A 23,022-nucleotide genomic window follows, 5' to 3' on the forward strand; every position below is an offset into this window, starting at 1 on the left:
GACTTGATCTTGTCCACTAGTACCGTCTTGCACTACTAGGGTGTATGTACCTGTCTGTGTTGTAGCTAAGTTGTGGATATTGGCAACCGTATTATTGTTTGCGTAAGTTACATAAGAACCATCCGGTGCATATAAAGTCATTTTGGGATAGAAATCTGATTGTTGTAAATCAACCAGTTGAATATTGAGTCTTTCACCAGTAGTCGAATTAAAAGTCCAACTGTCTTCCTCACCTGCAATAGAAATTGAACCAGTCACGGACCCACCATTATTTAAACTTGCTGCTTGGGCATAACTTGTACTTATAAAAAGCAACATCAAACTGCAAAGTAGCAACCAATAACTCTTTAAGGACCACTTTTGATACGCTGAGGGCGTGGCTTGTTGCTGCTGCAATCGTCGATTAAAACTAACGTTTCTAGTTCCCATGATATTTCCTTTACATGTTTAGTTAGTGAAGTTCCGCAATAAAGCGAATACGCTGACCACCGAAGGCTCCTCGGGTTTACCTAGTCATGCATCATTAGAATGGCACAATAAAAAAAGTTAAATAAACTCACCAGAAACTTAAATGGAGCAAACTGAACCAAACGAATACTTAAGTGAACTGAAATGAATATAACGAAGATAAGCTAGCCACTTATCCATTGTGATGATGGGTAATAAAAGTGTTTTGCCTTTTGCCACCAGTCAGGATCACAATAGCGTTAGCTAAGGCAATTCAGATCCTAATACAGGTTAAATGTGGCGTATTCACCATCTTCTGTTACGACACCCAATATCCACCAGCGGATAATGGAAAAGTAATTTACCAGCAATGGACGGCCAAATAACCGATGAGAAGACTTACCTAGGTTTTGTATGCGGGTTTAATGAACATGGCCGACGGCACATTTAAAGTATTTAAATAGGGATTTATCAAGCCACCCATAACAAAGGATTTATCAAGCCACCCATAACAATGTGACTAAATAAAAAGACAAACTAGGCTTTAGTTAAGAAATAAATCAAAGGATTGATGTCATGCCCCAGCCACGTAGTAGTCAAATTTGTTTATCGGATACCCCATTTTATCATTGTGTTTCCCGTTGTGTGCGGCGTTCTTTTTTGTGCGGTGTGGATAGTTATTCAGGCCAAAGTTATGAACATCGCCGGGGGTGGGTTGAACAACGACTGTTGTTTTTATCATCTGTGTTTTCAATGGATTTATCAAGCGGATTTATCAAGCCACCCATAACAATTTGACTAAATATAAAGACGAGCTAGGCTTTGATTAGGAAATAAATCAAAGGATTGATGTCATGCCCCAGCCACGTAGTAGTCAAATTTGTTTATCGGATACCCCCTATTACCATTGTGTTTCCCGCTGTGTACGGCGTTCTTTTTTGTGCGGTGTGGATAGTTATTCAGGTCAAAGTTATGAACATCGCCGTGAGTGGGTTGAACAACGACTGTTGTTTTTATCATCTGTGTTTTCAATTGATATATGTGCTTATGCTGTGATGAGTAATCATGTGCATGTGGTGTTACACGTAGATGTGCAACAAGTTCAGGCTTGGACAGATAGTGAAGTGGTTGAGCGCTGGCACCGTCTACATAAAGGCACATTGCTCACGCAAATGTTTGTAAGAGGTGACACGTTAAGCCAAAGTCAACAACTCACCTTAGATGACACCATAATCGAGTATCGCAAGCGCTTACATGATATTAGCTGGCTGATGCGTAATTTGAATGAATACATTGCCCGCGAAGCTAACAAAGAAGATGACTGTACAGGTCGATTCTGGGAAGGACGGTTTAAATCACAGGCTTTATTAGATGAAGCGGCCTTACTGGCCTGTATGGCCTATGTTGACTTAAACCCTATTCGAACCAAGATAGCGGATACCCCAGAAACCTCAAAGCATACCAGTATTAAAAAACGTTTAGAATCGATAAAAGACCCCATCACAACACCTTCACTGATGTCTTTTATCGGCAATCCTAGACAAGATATGCCAAAAGGCATCGCTTTCTCACTCAAAGACTATTGTGAGTTAGTGGATATAACAGGCAGAATAATCAGAAATGACAAAGCAGGCCATATTGACCATCAACAACAACCCATCTTACAAAGGTTAGGCCTATCAGACGAACAATGGCTCACCCTCACCACTGAGTTTGAAAAGCATTTTTGTTATGCTGCAGGAGCAGAAATGATGATGAACCAGTTCAAAGCGCACACAGGCCATCAACGTATTCGAGGTATGGGTAAAGCAAAAACTCTGCTACGCTGCGCATAACCTACCTTAATAAAGCGGTTAACTTATCAACGATAAGGCACAGTTGTGCTCACAACCCCGATAAATACCTATTATTCCCACCAAATAGGCTGAAACTAACTCTCAGCCTCCATACCTCAATCAATCCAAGTCATTTTCACGCTTAAAATCGATATTGAATATTTTGGTTAGTCTCAAAATCTAATTATGGGTGGCTTGGTAAAATGCTCAGCCTCCATACCTCAATCAATCCAAGTCATTTTCACGCTTAAAATCGATATTGAATATTTTGGTTAGTCTCAAAATCTAATTATGGGTGGCTTGGTAAAATGGCTGCTTGGTAAAATGGCTCAGCATAAACAAGCTGTTATCAATCTGATTGAGACTCAATTATCTGCAGAAGATAAGACTAAAGCCGAACAAATCGGCTTGTTAGTTGAAGGGGCCATTGTGATGGCACACACAAGGGGGGCAAAACACTCAGCGCTTATAGCAAAAGAAATGGCTCAGAATTTGATTTCGGTAGTCTTTTAAACCAGCATCACTCAGAAGTTAGAAGCAAAAGAATTTGAACCACAGAGACACAGAGAGCACAGAGGAAAAGCTGGTGAAAAAGAGGGTTGTTATTGAATTGAGGGGCTAGAGCTAACAAATAATCTAAACAAAATCCGTCATAGCAGAAATGAACATCCAGAAATTCAATATGACTAACAATTAAGCCAATAAACTAGGTCTTTTTAATATGCTGTGCGATCTGGTGTGGTAGTGTTTAAAATATCAAACTCATATTTTAAACACTACCACCTATAGGATATTTTCATGGTGAAAATCGTACTAATCGTCGGCACACTGCTTGTTACAGGCTGTAGCTCTGTCGTTAAAACAAATGATTTATTAATGATAAATACTAAGAAAACACCAATCAATATCACCGCTATTTCAAACGGAGATTGGTTCGAACCGGCAATCCATAAAGTAGAAGATATTGCTATTACACATGATGACGGAATTACGACCAGAGGCTTACACCTGTCAGTCAAAGACTCTAAATATGTAGTGATTTACTTTGGCGGAAACTCTTTTCGTATTCAGGATGCAGGCATTGGCCTAACAAGACGATTTGCACAGCTAGGTGTGGATTTTGTTTGGATGGACTATCGAGGCTTAGGTGCAAGTGATGGCATTCCATCTATCGATACATTGAAAAAAGATGCGATTAGCACTCATAATTTTGTTCAACAGTACGATAAAAAAATTATTTTGCACGGTGTTTCAATGGGCAGTTTACTTGCTGCAAATATAGCTGCGAGTGACAACGATATCCACGCATTGGTATTAGAGGCGGCTATTTCTGACGTTGAGTCGTTAGTAAAAGGGATGGCTCCCTCTTGGAAAACGGTAGAGGTCGATCCCGAGTTAAAGGGTATCAGCAATGAAGAGTTTATTGCTAAATATGAAGGACCTCTGCTCTTCATCGTTGGCGAGGACGACTCAGTTACACCTAGTGATAACACACGAAAGTTATTTAACACCTCACCGTCAAATCAGAAAAGTTTTATAGTAGTGTTAAACGCCTCTCATGTTAATTCGATGACGTTCGATCAAGCATTCAACGAATATGCTTCGTTTCTTAAGAGCTTAAATTAGCTCTTTTTGCGAAAAACTCAGTCTGATATCTGTTAAAATTCCTATCAGGTTGAGTACCAATTAATATAATTTAAGCATTTTGTACCCGTGAAATTTGTTTATCTACATCCACTAAATGCCCAGTTTTGAGCCAGACTTTTGCTCCTTTGTTACCTGCTTTTGCCTTGATTTCACTATTTATTGGAACTCGTAACCAGCTGTGTTTCACTAACGTATCGGATTGCTCATCTAAGGTGCCTTCCAATACAAGCAGCTCTGCGCCACCTTTCACATTTAGTGATATTTCTGCTTCAGGCTCAAAATACAGCAAACTCACCTCTTCGAACGCATCTTTATATAAAGGTGTCACAGCAACTTTGCTAAAATCTGGATGTGCAATGTTTGCCATAAAATCAGTTTGTAAGCGTATTTGAGTTCTGTCTTCCATTTGAAACTGCCATAGTTTTACAAAAATAACACAACCATTTCTAGAGCTTGGTTGATGCCTAGATTGTGGTGGGTTTCTTATATAGGAGCCAGTAGGAAAATCGCCATGTTCATCTTGAAATACACCATCAAGTACAATAAATTCTTCACCACCTGTATGCACATGGGGTGAAAATTCACTGCCAGGGGCGTAGCGCACTATGCTAGTTGCACGTGCCACTTCACCTCCTACTCTATCAAGTGGTTTTCTATCTACACCTGGCATAGGTGATGGGATCCACTCAAGTGACTCACTATGTACTACAACACGTTGACTAAAATCGGCTGCAATTTTCATTTCTGACTCCTAAATATTAGTATTTTTACTTAACCAGCAACACTTGGTCGTTTAGCTACATTTTCTTGCCATGCAACTAAATGTGTTAGCTCACTAGGTATGGCGATTTGGGCAAACCCAGCAAAAACTAGCCCAGCAAATAACGTTATATCTGCAACACTAAATACGTCACCAGCAACAAATTGTGAGTTACCTAATACATCATTAAAATACACTAAACCTTGGCGTGCTTTTTCTCCTTGTATATTACCCCATTCTTTATTTTGATAGGTTTCAAGCACTGGGCCTAAACCATCAGTTGCATGGTGAAAATATGTAGCTACCGCATCGAGTACCGTGGACTCAGCTCGTTTTTGCATCATGCTGATGATTGCACGTTCTTTGGCAGTTGTGCCTGTTAAAGAATCGCCTGCAAATTCAGTATCGATATACTCAATAATTGCCGAACATTCAGATATAAAGGTGCCGTCATCTAATTCAAGCACAGGCACAGCCCCTAATGGGTTTTTAGCCAAAAAGGCATCAGTACGGTGCTCACCATTCATTAAATCTACAGCAATGAACTCAACATTCGAAGTAGCATTTTTTTCTGCTAATGCAATACGTACTCTAAGTGGATTTGGAAAGTTTTCTACGTCATATATTTTCATAGGTTTACCTCTATTGAATAAGTTTTAAATGAATTACCAGCTAGCCACACTTTACTTAACCACAATCTACCTACTGATAGGTAGGTTATATTATTTAATTTATACTAAGTCAATGTTTAAAATAAAGAGTGGTGATCAAACATGACGAAAGTAACGTGGAAAAAGAACCTGAAAATAATGAAAATATGCTCTTGCTTGTAAATAACAATCTGCCAGTTGATAATGCCGTCACACTGTTCGGAAATATGAAAATGACCAAAAAAGAAGCTCTATTAAAAGCGGCAGAAGATAAGGTACGCCAAGGTGGCTATAGTAATTTTAGCTTTAGGGAGCTTGCTAACGAAGTAGGTATTAAAAGTGCGAGTGTGCACTATCATTTTCCGACAAAAGCCGATTTAGGTGCCGAGCTTGCACATCAATATACGAATTCATTTTTAGCCGCATTAGGCGATCCAGCCAATATTAAGGCCAGCGGCATAAACCCTATCGATGTATACACTCAACTTTTTAGAAGTGCATTAATCACCGATGACAAAATGTGTTTATGTGGATTATTAGGCGCACAAAGTGAAAGCCTACCAGACAAAGTACGCCTCGAAGTAAAACGTTTTTTTAATGAAAATTTGGCTTGGTTAACGGCTGCACATACTGCCAACGGCGAACATGATCCGGCACGCGCAGCTATTGTTACTATCAGTTTGCTTGAAGGCGCCATGATGATAAGCAAAGCCCTTAACGATCACAGTTACTTTGAAAGTGTGACTCAGTAATTTTAATATACATTTAGGTGATATTGGCTATCTACTTAATACACTTGAGATGTCGAAAGTCTTGTTTTTACCATTCATTTTTAGCTTGTTCGATTTTAAAATAAATATTTATTTGAACAAAAATAGACAAGTCATAGGTCTTCTCTGAGCTAATCTATATCGAGATACTCATGAAATTACCAATACTGCTATTTAAAGCTAAGCCAATAGAATCAATACTCCCTTTAATTTCTAATCAAGTACTGCGTTCTTTATCCTTACTCACAACTTTAGTGATGTTTATCAGCATAATATTTGTTTTCTTAGTAACACTCACATCTAAGGTTAATGCTGCTGACGCTGCTTGGCCTTCAAAAACCTCTTACCGTTATGCGGCCATACAAGGAAAACAAATTTTTTACCGAGAAGCCGGTGAACAACATAAACAAACAATAGTGTTGTTACATGGTTACCCGTCGTCTTCACATACCTATCGCGAACTGATACCGCTGTTGTCTGGGCGTTATCATGTTATTGCACCTGATTATTTAGGCTCAGGTTATAGTGAACGCCCTGACCCAGCAGAGCAAAAATATACCTTTGATTTATTAGCAAAATACGTAAATGGGTTACTTGAGAATCTTAAAGTAGAGCGATATAGCTTATATATTCAAGACTTTGGCGCGCCTGTTGGTTTTAGAATGTTATTAAACAATCCAGATAAACTAGATAGGCTTATTGTACAAAATGGTAATGCATATTTGGCGGGTTTAACGCCATCTAGACAGGCGTTCTTTAAACAAGCTAATCAGGATAGATCACAAGCTCAGCTAGATAAGCTTTATTCGTTTACCGGTGAGCAAGCTATTATCAACAAGCAGTATTTACGTGACGTGCCTAACAATACAGCCATTATGAACCCAGATAGTTGGACTCACGATTTACATTTTTTACAAACTAAAAAAGACCGTCTAATTCAAGTTCAATTAGTACAAGATTATTACAATAACCTACTGGATTATCCAAAGTGGCAAGCCTACTTACGAAAATATCAACCACCCACACTAATTGTATGGGGTAACAAAGATCCAGCTTTTATCGCCGCAGGAGCACAAGCCTACTTAAAAGATGTGCCAAAGGCAGAGTTACACTTGTTAGATTCAGGACATTTTACAGTGGAAGAAAAGCCTGTAAAAGTCGCAAAATATATAGTTAATTTTATGGAGGGCAGCAGCTCCAAGATAGATAAGTAATGCATTATGACGAATCTTGGGGTTATAACGAGGAGCTTGTGGGGCTGAAATCGAGTTAATACCTATAAACCTTTTAAACTTTTTTGTTTGGGGTTTACTTAAAATATCATGGCTGTCTTCGTAATCTTTAGCTGGCAAAATAAAACTACCAGAATCATTAACCCCTTTGATTTTAAAAGCCGTGGGCTAATTTTCTTTCGTAAAACAACTAGATTGAGTAACAGAATATTAACCATGACTGTCTTTATAATTGCCGATTTTCTCAGTGGTAAGAAGCTTTAGTCTTTTGCTTTTATCTACTGCTTTTTCGTCAAAGGCTGAATTTCCCTTATGTGCCATAGCGGTCGTTGGTTTAGTGATAAATCAGCGGCTCTAACCCCACCGATTTCTACACGTTATGCAAAGCCGCAACGACTTTACCTTAACATTTTCATTTCTGGTTTTAATCTAAATATTAAACCTAATAGCAGCAATATTATGAAGAATAATTCTGATGACCCTCCTCCTGAACTCGAATCCGATGGAAGTTTTATTAGGGGCGCAGTCCCCGATTCGTTAATCGTGACAGGTATACTAAAAACGAGTTCTCCACCATTATTATCGGTGACTATAACGACAATTTCATAATCGCCAGTTTTCGACGAGGCGCCGTTAATATAATTTCCGATTTGACTATATCCATCAGGTAAGTCGCTAGTTTTAAAAGTCAAATAATCGTTGTCTTGGTCTAAAACGTAGTCATTTAGATCGACTTCATACATATCGTTTACTTTTAGATATTCACGATTAACCGGGGCTATTAATTCTGGAATATCATTCACATTTACTGGGACAATATAAAAATAACCGATACGGACATCATCTATGTAAAAACTCGCTTCAATTTCTAAGCCCGGACGGTAATTTAATTTCAAAATATCTTCATTGGTTAAAATACCGCTGAGTTTGCCTTGATCAAGGGTAAATTTTTCGTGGGTCTCAACTCGTATTGTCGATTCTGGATTGAGAACATATTCTGAAAAATCTATTTCGAATAACTCATCTTCTGTGGCGTAATATGTCGTGCCGTTATTAAAGTTTCTCTTATTTACATAGGGCTTTGTATCAACAAGTTCAAATGTTGAAATGTGACGATCTGTTTCGGTTACATTTATTACAAAACCTTTATTGCCATCCACTACTTGAAACCATCCAGATAGATTGATCCTTTGTTCGGTCCGCCAAAATTTAAGCGCAGAGGGCTCAAAAACTAACGGCTGACCAATTGGAGTTATATAATAATCGTTAGATCCAGTTACGTTTATGAAAAATGTGTCCGCTTCTTTCTCTGACAATACCCACTCGTTATCAATTAATTTTAGATGTTTATTTTTACTTCCAATTTCCAAAAATATTTCTGTTCCATTATTTATCGACAAAAACGCACTGATTGACTCATAACCTCGCTCTTTTTCATTAAGCGGAAAAGATTGCTTAACGACAAACTCTTCACCATTAAATTCGAGTATATAAAAGTCTTTCAGGGTTTCTTCAGAATATGAATCTGAAGCAAAAAGAAATTGCCCTTCGTCGTTTATTTTGTGGAAAGTATACCCAGAAAAATCACGCGAAAACTCCAATTCACTGAACAATGTAGCGAAAGAACAATCAATAATATCCCCTTGTTGGTCATCCAATTTACAAATCTTGTATGTCAAATTTGAACTACGCATAGTTGCAATGAGCGTATTATCGGTTGCCAAAAAAACATCTTCCACAACCTGGCGATTTTCGGCATCAGAAATATCGTATTCTTGGATAATTTCTATACCCGAATCTGTCTTGGATAGAACAGTGATCGTGGAAAATAAATGGCTTGAGTCAAACACATAATAATGGTTTCCTACACTTCCTATTGGTCTGTCAAAGCGTATTGGGCTTGCGGTTAAAGATGCACCAACAAAACTCATATCATTTAACGTAGCATCATATTGCCAAACGTATAATTTATCCTCAGTAACACCCGGAACGGGGTTGGAATCACCGGTAATAAGCAATTGTTGGGTTTTCTCGTTGAAGTAATAATCAGAATGTGAATCTGAAGGTAAGTCGCCAGTATTTTGAATATTTATCGCAACTTTGCTAATGATTCCATTTTGATTGAATTTCCACAGCTCTCCTTCTTTGCCATCTAGAGCCAATCGCATTAACATATTAGAGGTTAAAATTTTAACTTCGCCTCGTAGAGTTTGGCTTTCTAAATTCTCTCGCAACACATCGTTGTTTTTCCAATCAATCTCTACCTGGCGGATAGTTTCGGTCACTTCAAAAGCTAATTGATGGGTTTGGTCTAAACCTAAGGAGCCTAAATTAATGTTGTTGGAGAATTCAAGCTCAACAGAATCGGTGTTAATTCCATTGAAAATGTATTCTCGGTTAGTGGTTCGCAGATAAATTGCAGAGGCATCCGGTTTCACTAACAGGTTAACCAATCTGTTGTCTGACGAATCGTTTACGAACCGGTCAAAATTGATGCTTGTTGTATGTATGGGCCTGAGAAGATTATTGCTCCAATTAATTTCAAATGTATCAAATTCAATTTCTACTATACCACCAAAATAATCATCATTCAGTATGACAAAAATTAGCGTATTTGGATTTAAGACCGAAATAAAATAATCGTCCGCCCCAGAGATGCTTTGAATAGGTAATCTTTCTTCCATTAAAAAACTAAGCATTCCATCGTCGCTTATTTGCCAGAAAGCTATTCTAGAGTCTAACGTTTGAAAAAATTTATTTTCTGTCACATTAGTCATTTTTGACCAACTGTAAAAGACGTTGCGGTTGATTGTTTGCTTATCTAAGTAGTTCAGATGGCCATGCTCATCAAATTCAAAACGATAATAAACAAGTTTAGGCTCTGCACTCAACGCTAATAGATAATTTTTGTAATATACCAATTCGCTAATTACACCGACTTGTTCTGTCTCACTTGCAGGTATTTCGAGAATTTGAGACTGCTGAAAACTTCCATCGTTTTCACGCTTAAAAACGGTAAAGTTGCTGGTATAACCTGATCCTGTTCTGACTTGTTTTACATCATATAAAAAACTACCGTCATCATTAGCAACAGTAAGTTCAGACAGGTAATTGTTTGCTATCGTATGGGTGTTTATTGTCCGATAGGCATCTGCAGAATGAACCTGCGAAGAAAAAAGTAACACACTTATTATGAAACACACATGTCTAAACATTGTTTCTCCATAAACTTAATAAAAGCACCAAAGTATTGCTACATCGGTTCAAATTTGGCTTATTTAAGTAGCTGAAAAGAGGGTGAGATACTTAGGTCTCACCTTACTCGAAGTTTAAAATAAATAGGAAATAGTTAAATTGCCAGACACCGCAACATAGGTACCAGATACAACTACGAAGTCCTCATATTCATCTGATTGACGTAACGTTAAAACAAAATCTAACGCTGCTGGCCCCCAATTGTATCCAAGGCCTCCTCCAAACTGAAAACCGAACACAGAATCACCTTGATTACCCCACTCTTCAGAAAAGAAACCAGCCCCTCCATAGCCTCTAAATCCTCTCTTTAACAAGCCAACTCCACCGTATGCCATAAGGTCGAATCCTTTATTTTCTAACCCAGAATAACCATTATCATTTTCAAGTGAAAAATAAGTTGCTCTGATTTGAAATTTATTACTAAAGGCATAACCCGCAGCGACATTAATGCCACTAAAATCTATAGTGCCTGAGTCGTTGTCATCATTGGCTAAAGAGAAAGCATAAGATCCTACACCAATGCTAAAATGTTTTTCAGAATTCGAGTTAGATGCATTGGCAGTGACAGAATAACCAAATAATAAAGTGGATAAAAACAAAGTGTTACGGATGTTTTTTTTCATGATATTTCCCTATTTTATGTATTTAAACTAACTTCGTTAAATACGTCCCATGTTGATATGATTTTTGCAAAAATTCGGCAGGATATTAACGTAACAGGTCGAAAGTGTCTATTGTAGAAACGGAGTATTTTATTTTACCATCTCGACGGTGAAATAAATTGTATATTGTTGATCTATCAAGTCTGACCAATTTTGGTAGCGCCCCCAAGAACGTGTCGAAGCGTTCACCTTGTGCACAATAAAGTACTGCCTACATCCTCAACTATACTTCGCATCAATCTTCTTCAACGACCGCAAAAACAACCCCAATCCGCCCACAGCTAATACCAAAATAACTATCAGCTCAAAAGTTGTCATAGTGCGCAGGTTAAATCTTACCGATGAAATGACACCAAAGATTAGGGCGGTGATTGAACCTAGGGTTAACAGCCAACCTAAAATGTTTTTAGCGTTAAAAAAGACTAACCCTATTCCAAAAATAAAAGGGATCATGATCATGCCACCAGTGACACCAAAATTATTACCAAAACCAAATAGCCTTGAACCAAGGCCGAAGTTGGACGAGACAGTGATGGAATTAAGTAGCAGATAAAAACCGCCACACATCATAATCACACCAATAAAAAACTGACCAATACCACCTGAACTTCCGCCTGCACCATTCATATCTATTACCTTTCTAAGCTGTTTTCGCTACTGTGGCTAATTAAACGATGATTTTCAAATTACTTTTTCTTCTTAAAATCGTCTTCTGTCGCACCTGACCATACTTTACTCAATAGATGCATAGCGGTGGCCACTCGGTTGATGGGTTTAATTAAGTCTGTGGTATCCGACTGCTGCATATCGAGTTTTATCGCTTCGAGTGAATTGGATATTTGACCCAATTGTTGCACCGCTTGGGTGGTGGGGTCGCCTTCAATGTCTAGGCTTTTTTTACTGCTAAAGGCACTACAAATATGATGCCAACGGGCGGTTTTTTCATCATCCATTACACCCCGTAATATGGCTAGTTTAAGTAAATTTTCTTCGGCACCTGAGGTGAGGGTTTGCGCTTCACCTGTGTAGTGGTCGCTGATTAATTGCATGAGTTCGTCATGATTCATTACAGCTGAGATTTTCTCTGCCATTTTGTTCATATTGCGGTAACTACCTTGCAATTTGAAGGGAGGCTCTTCGCGGTAATCTTCTGCGGTGGCGGCTGATCTTATATATTCGAGGTTAACTTTGAGGATCACATCTTGAATGGCGGTTAAGTGTTTCAATACACTAGTGATCTCATTGACTTCAGCGCCGCTGTATTGATGACTCAAGTCGCTACTACTGTTATCGCCGCTTTGTGCCATGGCCACTAATTTATAGACATCTTGCATGTCACGCAGAGCCAATGGCGCTAACACTGGATTAGAGGTGAGGGCATTTTCAATATAACTCAGCGCGAACTGCTCTTCTTTACCGCCTAACACGTCACCTAAGTTATAAATATCGGCACGGTTGGCTAACATGTCGGGCACTTTAAACACATCACCAGATTCGGTGTACGGGTTACCCGCCATCACCACGCAGAATTTTTTGCCACGCATATCATAGGTTTTGGCTTGGCCTTTCCAGACACCTTCAATACGTCTGGTGCCATCACACAATGAGATAAACTTTTGCAAAAACTCTGGGTGGGTATGTTGAATATCATCTAAATACAACATCACGTTACTGCCCATTTCTAGGCCAAGATTGAGTTTTTCGAGCTCCTGGCGAGCGGTAGCATTTGGCGCGTTTTCAGGATCGATAGACGTCACATCGTGTCCGAGCGACGGGCAGTTTATTTTCATAAACACTAAACCTAAACGGTCGGCCACGTATTCCATCAAGGTGGTTTTTCCGTAACCCGGTGGCGAAATTAGTAATAACAGCCCCATTAAATCGGTACGTTTATTTTCACCTATGGTGCCCATTTGTTTGGCGAGGTTGTCACCAATAATAGGCAAATAAACTTCGTTGATTAAACGGTTTCGGACAAAAGAACTAAGGGGCTTGGCTTTGTAAGAGTCTAGTTGTAATTCCTTTTTGCTGGCTTGCATTTCATGCTGGCGTAACTGGTGATAACGATGAAAGTTCGCCACATGTTGATTATGATATTGGTTAAGTCGTTCACTGTATTCATCCAGCGCAATATTTAGCTGACTGTCCACAATGTTTTTATGATCACTAAGCAAACCTTCCACCGTAATATTAAGATCGACTTTACTGGGTCTAACACTTAGTTTGCCTTGGCATATAAGTAAAGCCGCAGTCTCTGGTAAATAGTGACTTAATTGTGCTTTATCGCTATCGCCTAAAGTGGCCGCTAGCCAAGCGTTAGTTAAACTCCATTGTTCTTCTAAGCCTGCAATATTGGCTTGTTTAGGTTCGGCTTGTTCAAGCAATTGATTAAACTGCGCCATAGCGCCTTGGAATTCATGTAAATGCCCCAGCGTGTCTAGCTGTTTAGTAAAGCCTTCAGACAAACTTTTAGCCGATTGGCTACTGATAAATGCCAATTTGGGCTGGGCCAATTCTGCACTTAAATAATCAGTACTTTGGACTATTTCATGCTCTTCAAACCTTAGTGAAAATTGCTGACAAAAAGCCTGAATTTTTAGTTTTAATGTATGCTGTAATTGTTCAAATCCACTGCGGCTATTAAATGATGTTGCCAATAGTTGTGCACTAAAGGCATGGCTTTGCCAAATTTTTTGTTGAGTTTTTTCTCGGCTCGCGAAGGTCCAAAATAACATCGCCAAAGCCCTAGACTTAGGAGAGTAACGCAACAAATCCGCTTTTTGATGCACAGGTAATATAGCCTGCAATAGTTTGACTGTGTCTGCGTCATGTACGCCTTTTTCGTAACCTTCTTGATAACGTTCGGCCATATAATGACGCACTAACTGCTGCAGGGCTTTGGGGTCATCAACCAATTCATACAAAGCGTGAATTGATTGACCATTTTGCTGTAACTCACCATCACGAATAATCAAAGATGCTAAATATTCGACTCGGCTCACATCACTATTTTCAGATACTAAGGCTTGTTGCCAATAGGGTTTAAGGTCATTTAGTTCCTGATTATCTAGCTGTTCAAAATAGTCAGTACCCACTAAGTGGCGATATAGGCCATCGTCACGGGGCAGTAAAGTTAAATCTAGGTTTTGAGAATTGACGCTAAATTTATGCCTGCCCAACTTAATAACCGCGCCGCCATCTTCAAAAATATCCTGCTTATCTCGAAGGCTACGAATACCTTGTTCTTTGGCCGCTTTTAATTGCGCTTCTAAATCATCCGCTTTAACCGGGTCGTTCAGTTCGCGCAACTGCGCCACTAAATCAGCAATTTTCTTCACCATAGGATCGGAAGCAAAGTAGGTATTTAGCTGGTCTGCATCTTTAAAAGAATTGGCACGCCTACCCACACCTTTTAAAATTCTCTGTGCTGCAGAAAACAAGTTTTGCGAACGACGTTGTTGGTCTTCAAGCAGGCTTTGTTTGCGGCTTTCAAATACGCTGTGTAATTCTTCCCGCTTATCCATAATATCGCTGAGGAACTGGTCGTACTCACTGAATTTAGACTCTAATTCTTCTAACTGGATCATCAATCTGGATAACTGCTCATCGGCTTTTTCTGGCGTATCTACCATAGCAATCGCACTATTAATGCTTTGGGAAAACAACCTAAACTGTGCTGCAAATTCAGCGGTGGATTCGCCTGAACCTAACTCTTTACGGCGTTTTTTACCCTTAGCTTTAACTTGATTGAGTTTGGCATAGATCTCTGAGATATCATCGAGGATTTTGGTTCTGATGGTGGCATCATCCACTTTTAATCCATTGAGGATCTCGGTCAATAAATCTAAGCCAATAGATAGGTTATCCAGCTCTTCGATAAGGGGCTTGATTGCCACGACTAAATCTACTTGAGACAAACTATTTTCTAAGGTGATAATTTTGTCATGGTAAGGCTGCAGTGCTTTGTCAGCGGATAAAAAGTCTACTGTGGCACTGCTGACTATTTCAAACTGTTCAGTTACTTGAGTATCTAATTCAGCAATACGTTCTCTGTTGATATAACGCTGCTCTTTGAGCGTGATCAAATGCCCACGTTGTTGTCGTAGCGCTGTTAAACATTCAACAAATTGCTCAGGTGATTGCCAGTCGCTTATTTTAATTGTGGCTAAAACATCCGTTTGTTTTTGTTCGGCTTGGGCTAACGCTTTGTCTGCCTGTAAACGGATTTGTTCGACTTTAACAAACTCGTCTATCACCAATTCCGCAGTAGCGGTTATCTGTTTGACTACTTCTCCTAAACCGTCCACTTCTGGCTCAGCTAGCCAGTAATAACTGTCGAACATAGTGCGGCAGGTCTTAATCAGGTCTTCATATAAATTACGGCTGGGATTAGGGTTTGCCACACTGCGGTTAATCGCAATTAAGTCTGAAATCCCGCGCACTAACTCTTTATTGCCAATACGACTAAAAAAGCTATCAGTGGTGGGTTGTTTTGCGGCATGTTCTTGACTGAAATAGGGGGTTTCCCAGACTTGCATGGGGTGTACACGGGTTGCTTCATCTTCGGCGACAAACACCACCATAGTGCCGTTTTCAAACACACTATAACCGTGGGCATAAATGGGATTTTGTAATTCTTTACGGATAAGATTGTAAGAATACAACCCAATCAATCCCGACTCTGGCTCATAAAATACATAGAGTACATCTTCACCATTAGGCGAACTGACTGTACGCTTAAATTGCAAACCTTGTATTTCATCTGGGAAGGATTTGCTTTCACCATTTTGTAGGTAATAACCACCTGGGAAAATGATGCCGTGATCTTCAGGTAAAGATACACAAGCCAAACCAATAGCATCGATACGATTAACTTGATTGGTGCGGGTATTAAATACCAAAAAGCGATACTGCTTTTCTCGATACGGCTGAATTTTTAATAATATCAAGCTGCCTATTTGCGCATATTGCACGTCCGCATCGGCTAGACTTTGAGTTTGATCTTCTACCGATTCATTGTAGATACCCAAACCATCTTCGGTATTGTTTTCAACCTTAATAGTCAGCTGGCCACTTATGGTTTCAACAAACACCTGATCGAGAATGTTAATGTGTGGATGTTGACCCGTCTCGTGGGTTTCACGCCCAGCTTTTTGCCATTCAAAATCGTGTGAAGCGGCAACTTTGATCGTTCTTTCGCCACGATTGTCGATGTAACTAGCCGACCCATCTTTATTGACTCGCCATTGAAATACCCGAGTGTCTTCGATTTTTCGGCCAATCTGAAAAACCGCAAACAGGGTTTGGTTTTGTACTTTTAGCTGAATTAAACGGGCTTCTTTGTAATAGACATACAACTCATTAAATTCTTTAACAAAGGTACTATCAGCTAAAAAACTACCGGCTAAATCTTGTGCTTCTAATTCAAAACCAGAATCGTGCTGTTTGAGCTTATATAAGGCAAACACATCTTGGACTTTGGTTTCTTTTTTCAGCCCAATAAAAACGTTGTAACCAAATAAAATATTATCGCCCACAGGCACAATATCTCTGGCCACGCAGTTATTTTCAGTGCGCACTCGCACGCGGCTAAGCACATCAAGTTTGGCTTGACCGAACTCTTCTATACGCGCCTGATTAAGGCTTTCGACTTTTTGTTTAAGCTTAGACGCTTGCTCGGTTAAACGGGCGCGAATGACTTCATAGGCGCCGCCTTCGGCTACTGCTTGATCAACTTGGCTTTGATCAGTCATCGTTTGGCCTGCATAGCTTGTTCTTTCATAGAAAATACTCCCAGCTAATTAAAAGGGGCAGTTCATCACTGCCCATGTATTCTTTATTAGCTTGAGGATTTGTCTGTCTTAGTTCCCTGACTAGTTAAAGCTTTAGTCACTAAATCCATAATTTGTGGGTTATCACCTCCTTCTTTGAGGAATTTTGCCACTAACGCCGTGATAGCAGTGTCTTTAGCGTTGCCACTGGCACCACCAAATCCGGCGATAAGTTCTTTAGCATCTTCTACAAAGCTGGCATCACCATTAAAGTGATCAGCGAAGGCCGTTTGTAATGTTTGACTCTTGCCAATGGTGCCATCAATAGCTTTACCCACAGACAGAGATTTAACAAAACTGTCTAGGTAGCTGGTGTCCCCACCTACAATATCAATGTTGGCTTCTTTAAGGGCTTCAGAAAGCACTAAGGCTTGCTGTTTAGCAATTTCAACATTAGTGGTAATTGATTCCATGTTTTGCTCATGATGTTTGTCTAAGCGCATTCTAAATTCTTCGTGAGCGCGTTGTTGTTCAGACATAGTTGCCATGGCTTCGAATTTTTTGGTCATGCCTTCTGCTTCGGCCGCGGCTTTCTTGGCCATCACTTCAGCTTCCGCTACACCGGTTTTCTCAACTGCATCAGCCATCGCTTCTTGTACCCGCACATCCGCCATGCCTTCTTGTTCTTTAGCAATGGCTTTTGCTTCCATCACCTTAGCTTCTGCAAGGCCTGAAGCCGCAGCAAGTGCTTCATTACCTTCTGCTTCTTTACGTTGTGATAAGGCTAGTTTTTCCGCTACTTCTAAGTCTGCAGCAGCAATAGTGACTTTTTCTTTAGCCAAATATTCACTAGATTTTTCAGCAGCTTCTGCCGCTTTAATATCTTTAACCAAGGCTTCTTCAGCGTCTGCTTCTGCAGCTATCACTTTTGATTTTCTTAAACGTTCAGCTTCTGAAATCACCCTTACGTCGTTGATTTCTTCTTCTTTCTCAGCCACGGTTTTATCAACTTCAACACGGCTACGAATGACATCTGCAATTTCGCGTTTTTCGTGTTCGAGTAATTTTTCGTTAGCAATACGTTGTAAAGATGCTTCTTTTTCACGCTCGATTTGTTCTAACTCTCGCGCCTTAATCACACGTTCTTCTTCAATGGCAACCGCACGCAAACGGTTGTTTTGAGCCACTTCCACTTCGCGCTGTTTGTTTTGTTCTTGTACTTCAATTTCTTGCTCGGCTTGCACTCTTGCTTGCTCGGCCTTGAGTTTTTCTTCGTGTTGTACCCTTTCTGTTTCGGCTGTTTCTCTGGCGATAACGGTTTGTACTTCACGCTGTTGTTTGGCTTCCGCGTCGGCTTGCTGACGCTCAAGTTCTAAAATGGCTTCTCGTGTTTCAACGTCTTTACGTTTAATTTTCATCTCTTCGTCACGCTGGAACACATTGGTTTGAATATGTTGCTCGGCGGTCAGTTGAGTGATTTTACGAATACCTTGGGAGTCCAAAATGTTATTGGGATCTAGCTTTTCAAGGGGAGTTTGTTCAAGGTAATCAATAGCCACATCTTCGAGCACATAACCGTTAAGGTCGGTACCTATGTTGTCGATAATCATATCTCGGAATTTGTCACGCTTAGCGTATAACTCTTCAAACTCAAGAGATTTACCGACGGTTTTTAATGCTTCTGAGAATTTTGCACTGAACAAATCTTCTAGTGTTTTAATATTTGATGCACGTTCGCAACCAATAGCTTGGGCCACTTTCATTACGTCATCACGGTTTTTATTCACCTTAACAAAAAAACCAACTTTGATATCCGCACGAATATTATCGTTGCAGATTAATCCATCAGAACCACTTCTATCTACTTCAATGGTTTTTAGGGAAATATCCATAAGTTCCATTTTATGGAATACGGGGATCACCACACCACCGGTAAAAGTAACTACAGGTTCGTTACCCATTTTATTGATGATCATGGCGTGGCCTTGCTCAACCTTTTTGTATAGGCGAGCCAGCATTAAGATAACCCCCATCACTAGGACAAAAATACCTACTGCAAGAGAAATCCAAAAAATTACAACTTCATTCATATGTTTACTCCACTAACTACTAAATTTGGAAAAAAGGGGTAATACAGACCAATAGCCCCTAAAGATGGCTTGATGACATAGCCATCACTTCGGCTTCAGAGGCAACGATATAACTATCATGCTCTGTAGAATATTCTAATAAAACAATACGACTGCCTTTACATAAATCGTTGGGGGTATTAGCTCTGACGCTATACACCATGCCATCATCGGCAGCGGCTTGCCCGAATGACTCTGTCACTGTTTGGGTGGTAACTGTGCAAATCACACCGTCTAAATCTTTCTTAGACACAGCTTCGTGGGTGTAAAATACTTTGCGTAAAGGTTTGCAGCACATAGCGGCCACTGGAATGGCAATTAAAACTGCAAAAATGGCAACGATAAAACCAATCGCCGTTGCCGAAAGTATTCCATCGAAAAGCGGAGTCAGGTATTTGCGAGCTAAATAAGTAAACGCAAAAGCGTAAATATCAACTAAGGTCAGTGCCACTGTAAGCGGCACACCATCAAGTCCAAAGGTTTCTAACCATCCGCCGACAGTAGCATCGGTGTCATTGTCTGCATCAATATCAAATATTTCGATATCCACTAAACCTGCAAAAGCCATTAGCCAAAACAGCATTAAAACAATCAGTGGTATGGTGAATATTAGAGTGGGAAAGCTAAATACTTCGTTTAGAAAAAGTTCCATTTTGACCTACTCCAAAACTACGTGTTGAGAATCAAATTAACCTCTAGGGTTAATCGCCAAATTACTTTGAGAACCTAGTATTGTCAAATGAATGTGTCTTAAATGGAGTACTAAGATATGTAACAACATGCAAATAAATTGTCTCGGATAGACAGGATCACCTACCTTTTTGTTAAAGGTAGGTATGTTGCACAAGTTTGTTTAGTTTAGGTTGGATTTAATGCTCGCTATTAAGGCATTAAGACGTTCAGCATTTTTCCCTATATCACTTTTACCAACACGAGATTTGCTGCGAGCATCAAGCATAGTCATCTGGCCGTCACTTTGAATGCGGATAACCACATCATCAACAAAACCGAAAAAAGTAGTAGTGTCATAAGCTTCAATCAAACCAAGGGTTTTATCAGAATTAACTACTTCTAATCCCATATCCTGAACTGACACTAAAGCTGCATCGAATACTTGTGCTGCTGTTTTCTGATATTTTTGGGTTGTAACTTCTGGGTATGCTTTACGCTGTTGGCTAGCTATTTCTTCGCCTTGATATTCAGCAGGGTTAGGTGCATCTGCACGTAACGCTAAAATGGCAACAAATTTTGGCGGGTTAACTAAATCTGTTGATATGTCGTGGATAGGAGGCACAGATTTAGCTTTATTCATCATGCTAAGAGGCATAATAATCGCTACAGCTGCACATAAAACAGCAATCCCCGTGGCAGGCCAAGAGATAGTTTTACGCATAAAGATCACTTGAATTAACGCCAAAACGATCGCAACCGCACCAAGAATTAAAGCAATACGCATAGCAAAAAATGCGTTCATCAAGCCCAATATCTCTGCCTGATATAGAGGGCCAGCAAGAAGCAGCAATAAAAGAGCTAAAACACCCGCAATTAACGTAAGAATTTTCATTAAAACAATGTCCTTTAATTTATTAATGAAATGATAATATACAAACTATAGGTATATATCTAATTGATTCACTATAAAGGGTAACCATCATTCACTATGATTAATGATACATGGATTAGGCTTGGAAGTTTTCTTGGCGTACTCGCAATAATGATGCTCTGGGAAAGTTTTAAACCTAATCGTCTTTCACCTGTCAGCACAGGGAAACGTTGGTTAAGTAATTTCTCTTTAGTTTTACTGGGAGCGGTAGTAGCTAGATTAATGGTACCAACGGGTTTGGCGGCTGTTGCAATCTATGCACAAAACAATCAGATTGGATTGTGGAGTCATTTGTCAGTTAGCCTCTGGTTAAGTGTGCCTATTTCAGTATTGTTATTTGACTGTTTAATTTACTGGCAACATCGACTTTTTCACCGCGTCCCAATGTTCTGGCGTATCCATAGAGTCCATCATGCTGACCCGCACCTTGACGCCTCAACAGGTTTGCGTTTTCATCCTATCGAAATTGCTCTGAGTTTAGCTGTAAAAATGGCTGCGGTACTACTATTGGGAGTGCCTGTATTAGCCATTTTAATTTTTGAAGTGTTGCTTAATGCCAGTTCTATTTTCAACCATAGTAATATCAAACTTCCGATTAAACTCGACAAGTTATTGAGAATGTTTATCGTAACCCAAGCCATGCACCGTATTCATCACAGCCAAGTGGTTAGGGAAACAGACAGCAATTTTGGTTTTAACCTATCTATTTGGGACAAGTTGTTTGGTAGTTACATAGACGAGGCGAAAGATAGCGACGCTGGCATTAAATTGGGTTTAAAAGAATATTCAAGCCCTCAAACCAACACCAGCTTAATGGCTTTGTTGTTGATGCCTTTTCGCAAAAAGCCAAACTAAGTAACAAAACAATCTTTAGGGTTGCTTTAAAGAAAACGCAATTATGGACGAATTGACAAAGTTTAGGTGTATTGCACCTCTGTTTTAAACCATTTTTTGTAAGGTTGATATCTGTCGTACAACCAATTAAAAACAAGGGTATAAATTAAGATAAATACTAAAAACCCGGCTTCTAGAGTGACTGCGGCTAACCAGGATATGTTTAGTATTGAACAACTTCAAGCCTTTGTAGCAACAGTAGAAACTGGTTCGTTCTCTGCAGCGGCAAGACGTTTAGGCAGGGTTTAGTCGGTAACAAGCCAGCATATTATTAATTTGGAAATAGATTGTAATGCTACTTTATTTACTCGCACTGGGCGTTACCCAAAACTAACTGATACAGCAATGGATAAAATAAACTTCATAACACTTCTCTGAAAAATGGAGGCTGATTATATTCACCCATCAATATTTAATACAATTCCATTAAAGAAGTGTTCATTTATGCATCGAATAAAAGAGATAAGCCCAAATCCTATGGGCTTATCAAGCATTTAGTCATCTTTTTCAAATGAGGGATCGGGTTGATGCCGATTTTTTGATTCACTGTTTTTAAGTCTTTTTTCACGTTGCTTTTTTTCAAGCTCTGCTCGAATGTTGGCGGCGCTTTTATTTTTTGATGAACCTACTATTTCTTCTTCATCAAACTCGTCCAACTTAACTCTATTGTCTTTGCCCATGATAATTAGCTACTTTAATAAACACCCAATGTGTGGTGTCAGATTGTAATGATAAAATTTAAATAAATCATCTGTTCAAATAATGTTGCACTAAATTTATGGCAAATAAAATCCGACTTTATATATTAACTATTACATTTAACGTCGATTAAATACCATCAGGGCAAGTTGCAGATTTCCATTCACCTATGGTCTCAATGTTGTTTTTCCCCATTCCATCCATATCAGAATTTATTTGGCTTTCAACTCGCTTAGAGTTAATTGATTTTGCAATAATAGTCATTTTTGTTGTGCCATCTGCACAAATCAATACCCCATTAAACTCTTGGGAAGTGCTTTTTGTCACTTGTAAATCACAGTCATTACCAGCAGATTTAAATGACTTCTTCATTTGAGCTTCCATATCATTGAGTGTGTCTTGGGTAATACATTGCTTAATAACAGGTACTTTCATTTTACTGCTCATCATTCCACGAACCATAGCTCTTTGTTCTTCTGGAATATTGGCCAACATGCCTTCAATATCAACTTTAGTTGTCGTTTCCCAATAGCCTAATTCCATATTCAAAGGCACAAGATCAACATCCGCTTTAACTTGATTAGTAATAATAATTAGCAACAAAACATATATTTTTTTCATGACAATCCCGTTTAGATAAGTTCATTTCGTAAGAATAATATTGTTTA

At 39.3% G+C, this 23,022-nt stretch carries 19 protein-coding genes and 2 pseudogenes; 8 read left to right on the forward strand and 13 right to left on the reverse strand.

The genetic code is table 11. The features are described 5' to 3' along the window. Positions 1–429: pseudogene (locus GARC_RS04285) on the reverse strand (PKD domain-containing protein); the annotation flags it as partial. Positions 430–1,023: 594 nt separating this feature from the next. Here GARC_RS04285 and GARC_RS26215 point away from each other — a divergent pair. The 4 genes from GARC_RS26215 to GARC_RS04300 all read left to right on the forward strand — a co-directional run bounded on the left by GARC_RS26215 (position 1,024) and on the right by GARC_RS04300 (position 3,908). Further along, a complete protein-coding gene (locus tag GARC_RS26215) occupies positions 1,024–1,245 on the forward strand; it encodes a Type I secretion system protein TolC (protein ID WP_081587495.1) in 222 nt (73 codons plus the stop codon). 56 nt (positions 1,246–1,301) lie between these two features. Continuing rightward, entirely contained in the window at positions 1,302–2,282 is a 981-nt protein-coding gene (locus tag GARC_RS04290) for a transposase (protein WP_039988737.1), read from the forward strand. A 324-nt stretch (positions 2,283–2,606) separates the two neighbouring features. Next, positions 2,607–2,795, forward strand: a complete 189-nt coding sequence (locus GARC_RS04295) for a hypothetical protein (RefSeq protein ID WP_153810863.1) — start codon at positions 2,607–2,609, stop codon at positions 2,793–2,795. Between the two features lie 285 nt (positions 2,796–3,080). Continuing rightward, positions 3,081–3,908 (forward strand): alpha/beta hydrolase, encoded by an 828-nt coding sequence (locus GARC_RS04300; RefSeq protein WP_007617154.1) that lies wholly within the window; start codon positions 3,081–3,083, stop codon positions 3,906–3,908. Positions 3,909–3,978: 70 nt separating this feature from the next. Here GARC_RS04300 and GARC_RS04305 read toward each other — a convergent pair whose 3' ends face one another. After that, on the reverse strand, positions 3,979–4,671 hold the full coding sequence (locus GARC_RS04305) for a cupin domain-containing protein (RefSeq protein WP_007617155.1): 693 nt from the start codon (positions 4,669–4,671) through the stop codon (positions 3,979–3,981). 29 nt (positions 4,672–4,700) lie between these two features. Beyond that, positions 4,701–5,321 carry a glutathione S-transferase family protein gene (locus GARC_RS04310; protein ID WP_007617156.1) on the reverse strand — a complete coding sequence of 207 codons (621 nt, stop codon included), beginning with the start codon at positions 5,319–5,321 and terminating at the stop codon, positions 4,701–4,703. Between the two features lie 251 nt (positions 5,322–5,572). Between GARC_RS04310 and GARC_RS04315 the strand changes: the two genes are divergently transcribed. Next, a complete protein-coding gene (locus GARC_RS04315; RefSeq protein ID WP_039988765.1) occupies positions 5,573–6,091 on the forward strand; it encodes a TetR/AcrR family transcriptional regulator in 519 nt (172 codons plus the stop codon). A 170-nt stretch (positions 6,092–6,261) separates the two neighbouring features. Next, the gene (locus GARC_RS04320; RefSeq protein ID WP_007617158.1) at positions 6,262–7,323 is read left to right on the forward strand and encodes an alpha/beta fold hydrolase; all 1,062 of its coding nucleotides are present in this window, start codon (positions 6,262–6,264) and stop codon (positions 7,321–7,323) included. Positions 7,324–7,739: 416 nt separating this feature from the next. Here the strand turns inward: GARC_RS04320 and GARC_RS04325 are convergent, their stop codons facing one another. The 7 genes from GARC_RS04325 to GARC_RS04355 all read right to left on the reverse strand — a co-directional run bounded on the left by GARC_RS04325 (position 7,740) and on the right by GARC_RS04355 (position 20,722). Next, positions 7,740–10,556 carry a hypothetical protein gene (locus GARC_RS04325; protein WP_007617159.1) on the reverse strand — a complete coding sequence of 939 codons (2,817 nt, stop codon included), beginning with the start codon at positions 10,554–10,556 and terminating at the stop codon, positions 7,740–7,742. A gap of 114 nt (positions 10,557–10,670) precedes the next feature. Then, a complete protein-coding gene (locus GARC_RS04330) occupies positions 10,671–11,219 on the reverse strand; it encodes a hypothetical protein (RefSeq protein WP_007617161.1) in 549 nt (182 codons plus the stop codon). Positions 11,220–11,477: 258 nt separating this feature from the next. Next, positions 11,478–11,885, reverse strand: a complete 408-nt coding sequence (locus tag GARC_RS04335) for a hypothetical protein (protein ID WP_007617162.1) — start codon at positions 11,883–11,885, stop codon at positions 11,478–11,480. A 59-nt stretch (positions 11,886–11,944) separates the two neighbouring features. Then, on the reverse strand, positions 11,945–17,011 hold the full coding sequence (locus GARC_RS04340) for a DNA repair ATPase (protein WP_007617163.1): 5,067 nt from the start codon (positions 17,009–17,011) through the stop codon (positions 11,945–11,947). Positions 17,012–17,097: 86 nt separating this feature from the next. After that, positions 17,098–19,119 carry a flotillin family protein gene (locus GARC_RS04345; RefSeq protein ID WP_007617164.1) on the reverse strand — a complete coding sequence of 674 codons (2,022 nt, stop codon included), beginning with the start codon at positions 19,117–19,119 and terminating at the stop codon, positions 17,098–17,100. A gap of 58 nt (positions 19,120–19,177) precedes the next feature. After that, positions 19,178–19,810 carry an OB-fold-containig protein gene (locus GARC_RS04350; protein ID WP_007617165.1) on the reverse strand — a complete coding sequence of 211 codons (633 nt, stop codon included), beginning with the start codon at positions 19,808–19,810 and terminating at the stop codon, positions 19,178–19,180. A 201-nt stretch (positions 19,811–20,011) separates the two neighbouring features. Continuing rightward, positions 20,012–20,722, reverse strand: a complete 711-nt coding sequence (locus GARC_RS04355; protein ID WP_007617166.1) for a DUF1499 domain-containing protein — start codon at positions 20,720–20,722, stop codon at positions 20,012–20,014. Positions 20,723–20,818: 96 nt separating this feature from the next. Here GARC_RS04355 and GARC_RS04360 point away from each other — a divergent pair, with 96 nt between their 5' ends. Next, on the forward strand, positions 20,819–21,616 hold the full coding sequence (locus tag GARC_RS04360; RefSeq protein WP_039988740.1) for a sterol desaturase family protein: 798 nt from the start codon (positions 20,819–20,821) through the stop codon (positions 21,614–21,616). A gap of 62 nt (positions 21,617–21,678) precedes the next feature. On the opposite strand, the gene GARC_RS26220 is transcribed toward GARC_RS04360, so the two are convergent. Then, positions 21,679–21,825: a chlorhexidine efflux transporter gene (locus GARC_RS26220; RefSeq protein WP_226989061.1), complete on the reverse strand. Its 147-nt coding sequence runs from the start codon at positions 21,823–21,825 to the stop codon at positions 21,679–21,681. Between GARC_RS26220 and GARC_RS26225 the strand changes: the two are divergent. Then, positions 21,815–21,991: pseudogene (locus GARC_RS26225) on the forward strand (helix-turn-helix domain-containing protein); the annotation flags it as partial. The gene GARC_RS26220 and the pseudogene GARC_RS26225 sit on opposite strands and share 11 nt — an antisense overlap. Before the next feature lie 158 nt (positions 21,992–22,149). Here the strand turns inward: GARC_RS26225 and GARC_RS04365 are convergent. Both GARC_RS04365 and GARC_RS04370 read right to left on the reverse strand, forming a co-directional pair. Then, positions 22,150–22,335: a hypothetical protein gene (locus GARC_RS04365; protein ID WP_007617170.1), complete on the reverse strand. Its 186-nt coding sequence runs from the start codon at positions 22,333–22,335 to the stop codon at positions 22,150–22,152. Positions 22,336–22,483: 148 nt separating this feature from the next. Continuing rightward, complete coding sequence (locus GARC_RS04370; RefSeq protein ID WP_007617172.1) at positions 22,484–22,975, reverse strand: DUF3617 domain-containing protein; 492 nt, start codon at positions 22,973–22,975, stop codon at positions 22,484–22,486. Positions 22,976–23,022 lie beyond the last annotated feature (47 nt).

It is taken from the genome of Paraglaciecola arctica BSs20135, from assembly GCF_000314995.1.
Taxonomy (GTDB): Bacteria; Pseudomonadota; Gammaproteobacteria; order Enterobacterales; family Alteromonadaceae; genus Paraglaciecola; species Paraglaciecola arctica.